Genomic DNA, 12857 nt, shown 5'->3' with positions numbered 1-12857 from the left:
TCTCCGTCGAAACAGGCCCCACCCTTAACACGACGGTCGGCGAAGGCTCGAGCGATGGGACGGTTAGCCGAACTTTTCGACCCCGAGACCGTCGCCGTAGTCGGCGCGACCGACCGCGAGGGCGCCGTCGGCCGCGCGATACTGGAGAACCTCCAGGACCGATTCGACGGCGAAGTCGTGCCGATCAACCCCGGCCGCGACGAGGTGCTCGGGCTCGAGTGCTATTCGGACGTGTCGAGTGCGCCGCCGATCGATCTGGCGGTCGTCGTCGTACCGCCCGATATCGCGATCGACGCGCTGCGCGAGCTCGGCGAGGCCGGGACGCGAAACGTCGTCGTCATCACCGCCGGCTTCTCGGAGACCGGCGGCGAGGGGGCCGAGCGCGAGCGGCAGTTACGCGAGGTCGCCGACGAGTACGACCTCAACGTCGTCGGCCCCAACAGCCTCGGGGTCATGGCCACGCACAGCGGCATGAACGCCACGTTCGGCCCCGAACACGCCCTCGAGGGATCGATCTCCTTTATGAGCCAGTCGGGCGCGTTCATCACGGCCGTCTTGGACTGGGCCAACGAGCAGGGGATCGGCTTTCAGGACGTCGTCTCGCTGGGGAACAAGGCCGTCCTCGACGAGACGGACTTCGTCCGCGAGTGGGGCGACGACCCCGACACCGACGTCATCATCGGCTACCTCGAGGACGTCGACGACGGTCAGGGGTTCATCGAGGCCGCCCGCGAGGTGACCGACGACACCCCGATCGTCCTCGTCAAGTCCGGTCGAACCGACGCAGGTGCGCAGGCCGCCTCCTCGCACACGGGCGCGATCGCCGGCAGCGAGCGGGCCTACGAGGCGGGCTTAGAGCAGGCCGGCGTTCTCCGAGCGCGATCCGTCCAGGAGCTGTTCGACTCCGCGCGGGCCCTCGCGGGACTGCCCGAACCCGAATCGGACGGCGTCGCCGTCGTCACCAACGCGGGCGGCCCGGGCGTGCTGACGACCGACGCCGTCGGCGACTCGACGCTCGGAATGGCCGACTTCACGAACGAGACGATCGACGAACTCGCCGAGGCGATGCCCGACGAGGCCAACGTCTACAACCCGATCGACGCGATCGGCGACGCCGACGTCGACCGGTTCGGCGAGGCCTTAGAGATCGCTCTCGAGGATCCCAACGTCGGCAGCGCGGTCGTCGTCGCCGCGCCGACGGCCGTCCTCTCCTACGACGAGTTGGCGGAGACGGTCATCGACAAACTCGAGGCCCACGACACGCCCGTCGTCACCTGCCTGATGGGCGGCCAACGGGCCCGCGACGCCGAGGAGACGCTGCGCGAGTCCGGGATCCCGAACTACTTCGATCCCTCGCGGGCCGTTTCGGGACTGGACGCGCTGGCCCGGTTTCGTGACGTCCGCGAGCGGACCGTCGACGAGCCCGAGCGGTTCGACGTCGACCGCGAGCGCGCCCGCGAGATCCTCGCCCGCGCCGAGCGGAGCGACGACAACCGGCTCGGCGTCGAGTCGATGGACCTGCTCGAGGCCTACGGCATCCCGACCCCCGACGGCGAGATCGTCGACGACCCCGACCGGGCCCGAGCGGTCGCCGAATCGATCGCGGGCGACGTCGTGATGAAGATCGTCAGCCCCGACATCTCCCACAAGTCCGACATCGGCGGCGTCAAGGTCGGCGTTCCCGACGCGGAGGTCTACGACGCCTACGAGGACCTCGTCGCCCGCGCGCGCAACTACCAGCCCGACGCGACGATCCTCGGCGTGCAGGTTCAAGAGCAACTGGACCTCGAGGCCGGCACCGAGACCATCGTCGGGATGAACCGCGATCCGCAGTTCGGTCCGCTGCTCCTGTTCGGTCTCGGCGGCATCTTCGTCGAGATCTTGGAGGACACGTCGGTCCGCGTCGCCCCGATCGGCGAGGGCGAGGCTCGCGACATGATCGACGAGATACAGGCCGCGCCGCTGTTGCGCGGCGCCCGCGGGCGCGAGCCGGCGGACGTCGACGGCGTCGTCGAGACGATCCAGCGGCTCTCGCAGCTGGTGACGGACTTCCCGGCGATCCTCGAACTCGACGTCAACCCGCTCGTGGCGGGCCCGGAGGGCGTACAGGCGATCGACCTCAGACTCACCGTCGATCCGGACGAACTCGAGACGGACACCACGGAGGAAGCATGAGCGACACCAATTCCACGGACACCGACACCACCCCAGACGACACCGAGACGACCGACGGTCAGCAGACTGACGGCCGTCGCGGCGACCGACAGTCGACCGACGCCACCGCGACCGCGAGCGACGCCGACACGATCCTCGTCTGTTCGCTCGCGGAGAGCACCGGCAAGACGGCGATCACGCTGGCGCTCGCTCGGCTCGCGGCCGAGGAAGGCGACAGCGTCGGCTACATGAAACCGAAGGGCACCCGACTCGAGAGCAACGTCGGGAAGACCTTGGACGAGGACCCGCTGCTCGCCCGCGAACTGCTCGACCTCGAGGCCGAAATGCACGACCTGGAACCCGTCGTCTACTCGCCGACGTTCGTCGAGCAGGCGATCCGCGGCCGGGAGGACCCCAACGAGGTGCGCGAGCGCGTGGTCGAGGCCTTCGAGACGCTCGCCGAGGGCCGGGACCGCATGTTCGTCGAGGGCGGCGGCGAGTACGACGTCGGCGGCAGCATCGACCTCACCGACGCCGACGTGGCGGAGCTGCTGGACGCCCGCGTCGTCCTCGTCGCCTCCCACGAGGTTCCCGGCGACGTCGACGACGTGCTCGCTGCCGCCGACGCCTTCGGTGATCGGCTCGCCGGCGTCGTCTTCAACGACGTCGCGGACGCCGTCTACGACGCGCTCGAGAACGACGTCGTCCCCTTCCTCGAGGAACGAGAGATTCCGGTCTTCGGCGTGCTCCCCAGCGAGCGGACGCTCTCAGGCGTGACCGTCCGGGAGCTGGCCGACGAACTGGGCGCGTCCGTACTCGCCGAGGACGGACAGGACGCCTACGTCGAGCGGTTCAGCGTCGGCGCGATGGGCGCCGACAGCGCCCTGCGACACTTCCGCCGGACGAAAGACGCCGCCGTGATCACCGGCGGCGACCGCGCCGAGATCCACACGGCCGCGCTCGAGGCCCCCGGCGTCCGCTGTCTCATTCTGACCGGCGGCCATCGTCCCGCCGGCGCGATCGTCGGCCAGGCCGCCGAGAAGGGGATGCCGATTCTCTCGGTGCAGACGGACACGCTGACGACCGTCGAACGCGCCGAAGACGTCGTCCGGAGCGGTCGGACGCGCGACGTCGAGACCGTCGATCGGATGGCGGAACTGCTGACCGACCACGCGGCGGTCGACTCGATTCTGGACGGTCCTCGCTAGCGTCCTCGAGTCGCGGTTCGATCGTCGCTCGGTACCGATTCGACTCCGTCTCGGTACTCCGTTCTCCGCCGCGAACTGACGAGCGAGCGAGAAACTCGTCCGACCCAAATCGTGTAGGGGAACCGTTTATCCACCCATAGCGACATTCGCTATGTACGGAACGAGAACGGAACCGACGAAGCGACCGTTCGCCGCCCGTGGCCGTTGAACTGTCAGAATCATTCAGTTCTCCGGAAGTATTCTCACAGCTTACTCATTCTTATTAGTTTCATCTAGAGTAATATTTTGAACTGAGTCTCTAAACAGAAGGTTTACGTAGTAATGGTTTTCTCTTGCAAGTGTACGATATGATGCCCAAAACAGATTGCCGCTCCTCAACGGGCACGTCCTCCAGCGACTCCCCGTCCGACGACACCTCGTCCGACGAACCAGAAGCGCTCTCGCCGGACGATATCTTCCATATCCTCCAGACGAACCGCAGGCGAGACGCGATTTCCTACCTCCTGGACCGGGAGGGTCCAGTCAAGATGAGTGACATCGCCGAACACGTCTCGGCGAAGGAACACGAGACGACCGTCGCGGAGTTGACGTCGACCCAGCGCCAGCGCGTGTACATCCCGCTCTATCAGTCCCACCTCCCGAAACTCGATGAGAAGGGAGTCATCGACTACAACAAGCCCCGCGGGATCGTCCGGCCGACCGAACGCATCGAGGAGTTCCGACCGTATCTCGAGGCCGCAGAGTCGAACAGTAGTCCAGATCAGGAGGATTCCGACGCCGACGATGGACGCCTCGGTCGTGCGTTCGGCGGCTCTCAGTCGATGCTCACCGGCGCGAGCGTCGGCTTGCTCGCGGCCTCCGTGAGCGGTCTCTTCGTGATTCCGAATCTAGCGCTCGCGGCGATCATCATGCTTCTGTTCGTCTTCGCGACGATCACGACGAACGCGGCCGCTTCGACGACCAGCTCCGGCAACACGCGACTCTCGCAATGACGGGCGCTCGCGTCGGTGCGCAGCCGGATCCATTTCGTCCAGCGGATGTCGACGGCGGAACGTCTGACCAAGAATTAAGAGTCCGCCCTGCATGAGGCCAGACATGGACGACACTCCCCAGGAAATCACCTCACTCGTCGGACGCGAGGTCTACTCGAACAACGGCGTCTTCGTCGGCGAAGTCGAAGATCTGCGACTGAACGTCGACGGCCAGGCCATCACCGGACTCGCACTCGGTAATCTCAACTCCGAACTATTCACGGACGCCACCCGCAGCGGACAGGGCGTCATCGTCCCCTACCGCTGGGTCCGTGCCGTCGGCGACGTCATCCTGATCAACGACGTCGTCGAACGCGTCCGCCAACCCGACGAGGAAGAGGAAGAGTTGATCGCGTAACGGCTCACGTCGTCGTCTCGCGGCCCGGTGCGATCTCTCGACCGCTGAGCGGTTCGTCTCTCGTTTCAGTTCGGTCCCTCGGAGTCTCCGCTTTGCTCGTCGGATCGACGGCAGTCCGCGTGCGTTCGGGTCGAGGTATCGAGACGATTACGGCAGAATCAGTTTCCGTTCGAGCCTTCGCTACTTCCCTCGACGCCCATCGCGTCGAACAGCGTCCGTTTGACGGCCTCCTCCGTGAGTTCGAGCAGCGTGTCACGGGTGTCGTCGGAGATCTCGATGCCGGTGAAGATGCCGAGCGGGATCTCCGCGCTGGCCTGCGTCGAGTGGCCCGCGGTCTCGCCCATCTCGCCGTAGGCGTCCTCGAGCACCTTGCCGATGTTGATGCGGATGTCCTTCGAGCGGCCGGCGAGGAAGATGGTCTCGTCGGCGATGCCGAAGACGGCGGTGGTGGTGACGCCCTCGAGGTTCAGGAGGTGGCTGGCGGCCTGCGTGAGCGCCTCGCGGTCGCGGACGAAGCCCGCGTTGGAGACGAGGTGGCTCCCCTGGACGTCGCGGTTGGTGATCGCCTCCGCGAGCACGTCGAGCGTCTCGGGGGACATCGACGGCGACTCCACCTGCTCTAAGGTGTCGTGGTTCGCGAACGGGTAGAGGTAGGCGGCCGCGGTGAGGTCGGCGGGGGTCGTGTCGCGTTTGAAATCCAGGGTCTCCGCGCGGATGCCGTAGAGGAGCGCCGTGGCGACCTCCTCGGAGACGTTCATATCGAACTCCTGGATGTACTTCGTCATGATCGTCGACGTCGAGGACATGTTCGGCCGGACGTCGACGAACTCGGGTTCGAGCTCCGCTTCCGGTTCGTGGTGGTCGATGACGACGTCGACGGGCAGATCCATCTCGCCGGCGGTCCCGTGGTCGACCAGTGCAACGGTGTCGTAGACCGCGTGGTCCTCGATCTCGTCCCACTGGACCAGATCGATCCCCAGCAGGTTGACGAACGCCCGGTTCTCCTGGTGGCCGACGTCGCCCAGGTAGATGATGTCCGACTCGATGCCGAGGTGGGTCGCGATCGCCTGCAGGGCCGCCGCCGACGCGATCGAGTCCGGGTCGGGGCTGTCCTGGGTGACGATCGCCAGCCGCGTCGAGGTCTCCTCTAGCAGCTGGGCGAGTTTCCCCGCGTTGTACTCGAGTTCGCCCGACTCGAGCGCCCGGAGGGCGGACTCGGCGATCACCGAGGAGGGGTTGATGACGATGTCGGCGCCGAGTTCCTCGAGTTCGTCCCCGGAAACGGGGTCGCTCGCGCGGGCGACGACGAACTGGGTGTCGTCGATCTCGCGGATGTGCTCGACGGCCTGTTTGTTCGATTCGACGTCCGAGGCGAGGATGAGGACGACGTCCCGGTCGGCGACGAGGTCGGCGGCTTCGGGTTCGCGAATGTCGGCGGTGCGGGCGTCTAAGTCCTGATCGCGCAGCGATTCGACGCGGCTCTCGTCGCGGTCGACGATGAGGACGTCCTTGCCCTGCTCGACGAGTTCTTCCGCGACCGCGTAGCCGACGCTCCCACAGCCGAGGATCGCGTAGTCAGAGATCGACGAGATCGTAACCCCCGTACTCATTACATCTGTGGTCGGAGCGACCACACTTAACGCTCCCGAAGATCCTTATTCCGCGCAGTCGGCGGGGGAGAGCGGCCTCGAGACCGGTGTCGATCTCGATGTGTGTCCGTCCGTACCACAACGGAACCCAAAGGAAACGTATTTTAACGGCCGACGAAAAGTCGTAGGTACAGGGCCGGTAGCTCAGTCCGGCAGAGCGTCTGACTCTTAATCAGACGGTCGCGTGTTCAAATCGCGCCCGGCCCGCTTCTCGCCGCGAACAAATCCGTGAGCGGCGAGCATCGGATCCGAAGCGATTTGAACGAGAGCAGAAAGGCGCAGCGTAGCGAGCATTTCTGGGCGTAGTTCATAATCGCGCCCGGCCCGCTTTCTGACGACCGATCGAACGAGTCAATCCGACCGTGTGTCGCGTACCGAGTAGGTCAGAGTACGTCCCGCGTTTCCGTATCGGACACCGCACGGCCCGGACGAACTGACTCGCCATCTCGAGGCTCGTCTCGAGCCGATCATCGGCTCCCGGACACTGAGACTAGCTGGCCGACCACGCGGCGACCGACGAGAGCCGAAACGACCGAACCGGAACGGCTTAGTTCGGTTCGTCAAACGACCCTGACATGAACGCGGACAGGATCGATCCGCAGGCGAAAGCGGCACTCGAGCGCCAGGGACGGCTGCCGATGCCGCACAACCGCTACGGGCTGAAACTCCTCCGACTCCTCAGCGGTCCGCTGATGCGGCTCCGGAACCGCGACGGACCGAGCGTCGGGCGGACGATCGATCGAACGATCCCCGGTCCCGGGGGCGATCTCGATACCCGTCTCTACCTCCCGGACGCGAGCGGCCCGTTCCCCACGGTCGTCTTCTTCCACGGGGGCGGCTTCGTTCTGGGGAGTATCGAGACCCACGACTGGCTCTGCAGGCACCTCACTCGAGAGAGCGGCTGCGCCGTCCTGTCCGTCGAGTACCGACTCGCACCCGAGCACCCGTTTCCCGCGGCGGTCGAGGACGCCGCTGCCGCCGTCGAATGGGCGGCCGCACACCCCGAAGCGGTCGCGGGGGACGGACAGGTCGCAGTCGCCGGCGATTCCGCCGGCGGGACGCTCGCCGCCGTCGCCGCGCTCATGGCGGCCGAGCGCGACGGCCCCGAGATCGGCTATCAGGCGCTCCTCTACCCGGCCGTCGGTATCGACGCGGACCAGCCGTCCGTCCGGGAGCACGCCGGCATCGTCCTCGACGAGGACGATCTGGAGTGGTTCAACGAGTGCTACTACGCGAGCGAGATCCACCGGCGCAACCCCTACGCCGATCCGACGAACGCCTGCGACGTCTCCGGCGTCGCGCCGGCGACGGTCGTCACCGCCGGCTTCGACCCGCTCCGCGACGGCGGCAAGGCCTACGCCGAAAAACTGGTCCGCGACGGCGTTCCCACGCGTTACGAGAACTACGCGGACATGCCCCACGGCTTCGCGACGATGCGCGACGTCGACCGCGCCCGCGACGCGATCGCGGCCGTCGCCGACGATCTCGTCGACGCGCTCGAGGGCGACTGACCGCGCGATTGCACGGTCGAATCGCGTTCGACCTACGCCGGCGAGGACCCGCGCGCGACGAGCGAACCGACCGGCGCGTTACCGGTCGTCGCGAACGCCGTTCGGGAAGTCGTTGTTCGCGAGCGACACGGACCCGGAGTCGCTCGTGATGCGAAGGGAGTTGCGGTCCTCGAGCGAGCGCGCGTAACAGTTCTCGATCTGCACCCCGCTCCCACCGTTGACGACGATCGGCGTGTGGGTCGTCTCGAACTCGCTGTCGGTGACGAGGTAGTCCTCGCCGCGGAGTTCGAGTCCGCGCCGCTTGTCGTCTCCCGGTTGCTCGACCGAGAGACCGACGAACCGGCAGTCGTCGCGCTCGCAGTAGATCGCGTGGCGGTTCCGGGTCCCCTTCGCGTCGCCGGTGATGCGAACGTCCTCGAGGTCGGCACCGCCGCCGTCTCCGCCGAGCAGGCGGACCGCGTTGGCGCTGCCGTGAATATCGATATCGGTATTCTCGACCGTCACCGGTCCGGCGGCGGGATCGACCCGAATTCCGGCGCTCGGGTGGTATCCGACCTTGATCTCCGAGTCGGTGATCACGGTATTCTCGACGTCGTTCATGATTCGTATCGCGTCGCCGTTCGGCTGCGGCGTGTCGACGGTGACGCCCTCGAGCTCGAACTGCTCGCCGCCGTCGAGTCGGATCGCGTGCTGGCCGTTGGAGTCGTGGGGGTTCTCGGTGACGACGGCGACCGCGTCCCTGATCACGCCGGTCGTTCCGGCGAGGCGGATCGACGCGGTGCCGCTGTTCTCGAACCAGCCCCGCTCGATGCCGATCCGTCCGGTTTCGTTGGACGCGTAGAGTCCGTTGTCCGGGAAGCCGCCGAGACTGCAGCTCTCGAAGACGAGCGTGCCGCGGTGGTGTTGGTTGACGACGATGCCGGTCGGGCCGCGCCACATGCTCCCCTCGTTGGGGGTCTCGTCGGCGTGGAGGCCGCCGTCCGACGCGCGGAAGGAATAGACGTGTCCCTCGCCGTCGGGGTCGAGAACGTTGAACAGTCCCGGCCCCCACGTCCCGCTGTCGTGGACGCCGTGAATCGTGACTCGCCGCACGGAGAGGCCGTCCTCGACCTCGGCGCTGATGACTCGAATCCCCGTCTCGTCGGCGGTCTGGTCGACGTCGAAGCCCTCGAACCGGAGGTCCCGGCCGGGTCTGTCGCTAGTTCCCAGCCGGAACAGGCGATACTGCGGCCCGTCGAACTCGTGGTAGTCGGCCGGGACCAGCGTCGCGTCGTAGCCGACGAAACCGACGTTCTCGAAGTCGGTGAGCCGCAGCTGTTCGTCCATGTAGTACCGTCCCGAAGGGAACTTCAGGAGCGTGTCGTCGTCGACGAGCTCCCGCAGAACGGGCGTGATGGATTCGTTCCCCTCCGTGTCCGCCCCCGCTTCGGCCACGTCGACGACGGTCCCGTAGTGCTCCTCGAGCGGATGTGCGGACGCCACGCCTGCGACCGAAAGGGCCCCGAGCCCGGCGAGACCTCTCAAATACGATCTGCGACCGATTCCCCGTCCGTGTGAATCGTCTCCCGTCACGTGTTCGCGTCGGCGATGAAGGGTCTTACGTATAGACAGCGTAACTCGTCCGCAACTGTCGCCGTATCCGAGCGGCTCGCGCACCGAGTTCGATAGTGAAACAGCCGCTCAGCGGACGGTGTTCACACCGGTCGATCGGAACTTAGCAGCGAACTAAGCGAGCACCGCGGCGTCGGCGACGCGTGAAACAGTTGCACTGCCCTGAAGGATACGAGCTCGAGGCGACTCACGTCCGCTACCCGTCGCGAATCTCCGGCGGGGTGCGCTCGCAGCCGTCGGAGCGGACGGGCACACACTGTCGTCGCGATTGGAGCGACGACGCCGAGCTATAAGAGCGAACTTCACGTAGGATTCCAGACGACGATGTCCAGCACCTACGAGGGGATCACGTTCGAGCGACTGGGTCACGCCAGCAAGCGTATCGAAACCCCCGACGGAACGATCGTCTACGTCGATCCGTGGGGCGAGCAACTCGAGGGCGAACCCGGTGACGGCGATATCGTCTTCGTCACGCACGACGACTTCGACCACTACGATCCCGCGGCGATCGAGGCCGTGGCCGACGACGACGCCACCGTCGCGGTCTTCGAGGCCGTCGATACGAGCGATCTCGACCGCGACGTCGTGGACCTCCCGTACTCGGGCGAGACGACGGTCGACGGGATCGACGTCCGGACGGTGCCCGCCTACAACGACCCCGCGGGCGAGCACGTCGACGAGGACGGCGAGCCGTTCCACGCCGAGGGCGAGGTGATCGGCCTCCTGCTGGACCTCGAGGGGACGACCGTCTACGTCACGTCGGACACGGACTTCCTCGAGCGCCACGAGTCGATCACCGCGGACGTGTTCGTCCCGCCGATCGGCGGCCACTTCACGATGGATCGCCGCGAGGCCGCCGACTTCGCCCGGAGCGTCGAGGCCGACCTCGTGCTGCCCGAACACTACGACACCTTCGACCCGATCGAGACCGACGCCGACGCCTTCGCCGCGGACCTCGAGGCCGACGGGATCCGCGTCGACCTGTTCTGATCGTCCGGAACCGGCCGAGGCCGCTCCCGGACGTCACTCGAGTAGGGCCCGCGTTTTCCGATGGCGGTGCCACAGCATTCCCGCGAGCAGCGGCGTCGCCAGCGGCAGGTCACTGGCGCCCGGCACGCGGTAGTCGATCCGGTCATGGACCGCCGTTCCGTCGTCGACATCGGCGAACCGGTGGGTATGGCGCCACTGCTCGTAGGGCCCGCGGTCACCGACCTGTTCGTCGACGAACGACGCCCGGTCGTCGCTCACCTCGCGATCAACGACCGCGACGACCCACTCCGTCGCCGGGAAGAGCCCAAACGGTCGCATCTCGAGGTGGATCTCCGTTCCGACGCGGTAGCCGTCGGGACGCCGCCCGCCGTCGGGGCCGATCGCGCGGGCGACCTCCAGCCCCGTCCAGTCGGGCGTCAGTATCTCGAGTTCGGCGACGCTGTCGTAGAACTCCCAGACGGTCTCGAAATCGGCGTCGATCACTGCTGTCCGCTGGTACGTCGGCATACCGACGGATCACGGGCGTGAGAGAAAAGCGAAGCCTCGATTCCAGACGCGTAGGAATAGTGTCATCGTGGCAACCGTATCGGGTAGTGGATCAGGGGACACCTCGTTTCGTTTCGAGTCGACGGAAGACGAGCGTCACCGCGGCGCGGCCGGTCTCTTCCCACCCCGTGGGAACTCCCGACGGGTGAAATACCGGACCCGACCGTACGACCGACTATGACCGACGAGACATCGCGGACGGACGAGGAGATCAGGCGCGCCGTCGTCGATCGGGTCCGGGAGGTCGAGATCATGGGCAGCGATCCGATCGGGGAGCAGTTGATCGAGGACGTCGACGTCGCGGACGGGATCGTCACCTTCACCGTCGACTTCGAACCGGTCGGTCGCGTGCTGGCCGACCGACTGACCGACCAGCTACGGGGCGCCGGGCTGGCGACCGACGGCGTCGTCCACGTCCGGGTCGAGGCGGCCGGCTCCGACGCGCCCGAGACCGGGCTTCCGGTCTCCGGCGTCGACTCGATCATCGCCGTCGGCAGCGCGAAGGGCGGCGTCGGCAAGACGACGGTCACCGCATCGCTGGCGCGAGCGCTCGCCGAGGACGGCCTCGACGTCGGCGTCTTCGACGCCAACGTCTACGCGCCCGACGCGCCCGACCTGCTCGAGGCCGACGGACCGGTCGCGACGTCGCCGACGGGGAAGCCGATGCCCGTCGAGACCGACGACGGGATCCAGGTCGTCAGCATCGAACTGATCGCCGAGGACGGGCCGGTCGCCTGGCGCGGCGCGATGGTCCACGACGTCGTCAAGGACCTGCTGGGCAACGCCGCCTGGGACGACCGAGACGTGCTGCTCGTCGACCTGCCGCCGGGGATCGGCGACGCCGTCTACACGATCGTCCAGCAGGCGCCGTTAGACGGCGGCCTGCTGGTCTCCACGCCGACCGACGAGTGCGTGCGGGCGACCCGGCGGACCGCGGCGCTGTACTCGGCCAACGACGTGCCGTCGATCGGCGTCGTTCCCAACATGGTCGGCGCGGCCGAGGGCGAGACGACGCCGTTCGACGGTGACACGCTCGCCGAGGACGTCGCCGAGGCGGCCTACGCGGAGATCGAGCCGGTGCCGTTCGATCCGGCCCTGCGGGAACCGACCGCGCGCTCGTTTGCTGACCCCGCGAGCGCCGGCGAACGCGCGATCGACGCGCTCCGCGAGACCGTCCTCGAGTTCATCGAGACGGAGGGCGGGCCGGCGGTCCCCGAGGACGCAGTCGACCTGCGCGGGCTCCCGCCCGAGAGCTGCCAGCGACAGGTGGTCACCGAATTCGGCGTGGCCGACGAGGAGCCGGTGTCCGTAGTGTTGAGAGGCGATCCCGACGACCTCGTCGACGTCGTCGACGAGAGCCTCGCCCGGGACGGGCGCTCGCTCGAGCGGACCGACGTCGACGATCTGGGCTACGACGGCTGGCTGGTCGAACTCGAGGCGGCGGGTCGGTCGGCGGTCGAACCGGCGACCTGAGGGCGGCCGTCGACTGCCTCTCGAGGCGCGAGCGAACGGGACCGACGCGGGATCGCCTCACGGCCACGGGAGCATCCAGAGGAGATCGACGAGGCGATCGAGCCACGATCGGTCGTCGTCCGAGCCGTCGTCTCCGCCGGCGGTTGTGGAGGACATAGTTGTTCATTTGACATAACGGGTGATAGGTTTTTCCTCCGTCCGAACGCGCTCGGCGACCGAGCGGGGCCCGGCGAGACGCTGTCGGCGACCGCTCGCGTCCGAACCGCGTTCCGTCGAAACGGCCGTTGGGACGAGGACCCCGCGATACGTTCGGGACGAGGACGTCG

10 protein-coding genes and 1 tRNA gene are annotated in these 12857 nt (G+C 67.2%); 8 read left to right on the top strand and 3 right to left on the bottom strand.

Annotated elements, in window-relative coordinates; translation table 11 throughout:
- The first annotated feature begins 54 nt into the window (after positions 1 to 54).
- The 4 genes from WD430_RS18225 (at position 55) to WD430_RS18210 (ending at position 4751) form a co-directional block, all read left to right on the top strand.
- Positions 55 to 2175 carry an acetate--CoA ligase family protein gene (locus WD430_RS18225; protein WP_339103841.1) on the top strand — a complete coding sequence of 707 codons (2121 nt, stop codon included), beginning with the start codon at positions 55 to 57 and terminating at the stop codon, positions 2173 to 2175.
- The gene (locus WD430_RS18220; protein WP_339103840.1) at positions 2172 to 3362 is read left to right on the top strand and encodes a phosphotransacetylase family protein; all 1191 of its coding nucleotides are present in this window, start codon (positions 2172 to 2174) and stop codon (positions 3360 to 3362) included. Before WD430_RS18225 ends, WD430_RS18220 begins: the two co-directional genes overlap by 4 nt.
- A gap of 350 nt (positions 3363 to 3712) precedes the next feature.
- On the top strand, positions 3713 to 4354 hold the full coding sequence (locus WD430_RS18215; protein ID WP_339105837.1) for a hypothetical protein: 642 nt from the start codon (positions 3713 to 3715) through the stop codon (positions 4352 to 4354).
- Positions 4355 to 4457: 103 nt separating this feature from the next.
- A complete protein-coding gene (locus WD430_RS18210) occupies positions 4458 to 4751 on the top strand; it encodes a PRC-barrel domain-containing protein (RefSeq protein WP_049941657.1) in 294 nt (97 codons plus the stop codon).
- A 158-nt stretch (positions 4752 to 4909) separates the two neighbouring features.
- Here WD430_RS18210 and WD430_RS18205 read toward each other — a convergent pair whose 3' ends face one another.
- Entirely contained in the window at positions 4910 to 6361 is a 1452-nt protein-coding gene (locus WD430_RS18205) for a DHH family phosphoesterase (RefSeq protein WP_339103839.1), read from the bottom strand.
- A 172-nt stretch (positions 6362 to 6533) separates the two neighbouring features.
- Here WD430_RS18205 and WD430_RS18200 point away from each other — a divergent pair.
- Together WD430_RS18200 and WD430_RS18195 are read left to right on the top strand one after the other, a co-directional pair.
- Positions 6534 to 6607 (top strand) — tRNA-Lys (locus WD430_RS18200).
- Between the two features lie 368 nt (positions 6608 to 6975).
- A complete protein-coding gene (locus tag WD430_RS18195) occupies positions 6976 to 7911 on the top strand; it encodes an alpha/beta hydrolase (protein WP_339103838.1) in 936 nt (311 codons plus the stop codon).
- Between the two features lie 78 nt (positions 7912 to 7989).
- Here WD430_RS18195 and WD430_RS18190 read toward each other — a convergent pair whose 3' ends face one another.
- Positions 7990 to 9393 carry a hypothetical protein gene (locus WD430_RS18190; protein WP_339103837.1) on the bottom strand — a complete coding sequence of 468 codons (1404 nt, stop codon included), beginning with the start codon at positions 9391 to 9393 and terminating at the stop codon, positions 7990 to 7992.
- Between the two features lie 453 nt (positions 9394 to 9846).
- On the opposite strand from WD430_RS18190, the gene WD430_RS18185 reads away from it, so the two are divergent.
- The gene (locus WD430_RS18185) at positions 9847 to 10512 is read left to right on the top strand and encodes an MBL fold metallo-hydrolase (protein ID WP_339103836.1); all 666 of its coding nucleotides are present in this window, start codon (positions 9847 to 9849) and stop codon (positions 10510 to 10512) included.
- Between the two features lie 33 nt (positions 10513 to 10545).
- Here WD430_RS18185 and WD430_RS18180 read toward each other — a convergent pair whose 3' ends face one another.
- Positions 10546 to 11019, bottom strand: coding sequence for an SRPBCC family protein (locus WD430_RS18180; RefSeq protein ID WP_339103835.1), 474 nt, complete (start codon positions 11017 to 11019; stop codon positions 10546 to 10548).
- Positions 11020 to 11235: 216 nt separating this feature from the next.
- Here WD430_RS18180 and WD430_RS18175 point away from each other — a divergent pair, with 216 nt between their 5' ends.
- Positions 11236 to 12531 (top strand): P-loop NTPase, encoded by a 1296-nt coding sequence (locus WD430_RS18175; protein ID WP_339103834.1) that lies wholly within the window; start codon positions 11236 to 11238, stop codon positions 12529 to 12531.
- Positions 12532 to 12857: the final 326 nt, after the last annotated feature.

This window comes from Haloterrigena sp. KLK7, from assembly GCF_037914945.1.
In the GTDB taxonomy this organism is placed as follows: Archaea; Halobacteriota; Halobacteria; order Halobacteriales; family Natrialbaceae; genus Haloterrigena; species Haloterrigena salinisoli.
The sequence above is the reverse complement of the archived record's forward strand: the minus strand, read 5'-3'. Positions and strand labels throughout refer to the sequence as shown.

Excerpts from the sequence above, each read along its gene's own strand:
- WD430_RS18225 (WP_339103841.1), top strand. The coding sequence starts at position 55 with ATGGGACGGTTAGCCGAACTTTTCGACCCCGAGACCGTCGCCGTAGTC.
- WD430_RS18220 (WP_339103840.1), top strand. The coding sequence starts at position 2,172 with ATGAGCGACACCAATTCCACGGACACCGACACCACCCCAGACGACACC.
- WD430_RS18215 (WP_339105837.1), top strand. The coding sequence starts at position 3,713 with ATGCCCAAAACAGATTGCCGCTCCTCAACGGGCACGTCCTCCAGCGAC.
- WD430_RS18210 (WP_049941657.1), top strand. The coding sequence starts at position 4,458 with ATGGACGACACTCCCCAGGAAATCACCTCACTCGTCGGACGCGAGGTC.
- WD430_RS18205 (WP_339103839.1), bottom strand. The coding sequence starts at position 6,361 with ATGAGTACGGGGGTTACGATCTCGTCGATCTCTGACTACGCGATCCTC.
- WD430_RS18195 (WP_339103838.1), top strand. The coding sequence starts at position 6,976 with ATGAACGCGGACAGGATCGATCCGCAGGCGAAAGCGGCACTCGAGCGC.
- WD430_RS18185 (WP_339103836.1), top strand. The coding sequence starts at position 9,847 with ATGTCCAGCACCTACGAGGGGATCACGTTCGAGCGACTGGGTCACGCC.
- WD430_RS18180 (WP_339103835.1), bottom strand. The coding sequence starts at position 11,019 with ATGCCGACGTACCAGCGGACAGCAGTGATCGACGCCGATTTCGAGACC.
- WD430_RS18175 (WP_339103834.1), top strand. The coding sequence starts at position 11,236 with ATGACCGACGAGACATCGCGGACGGACGAGGAGATCAGGCGCGCCGTC.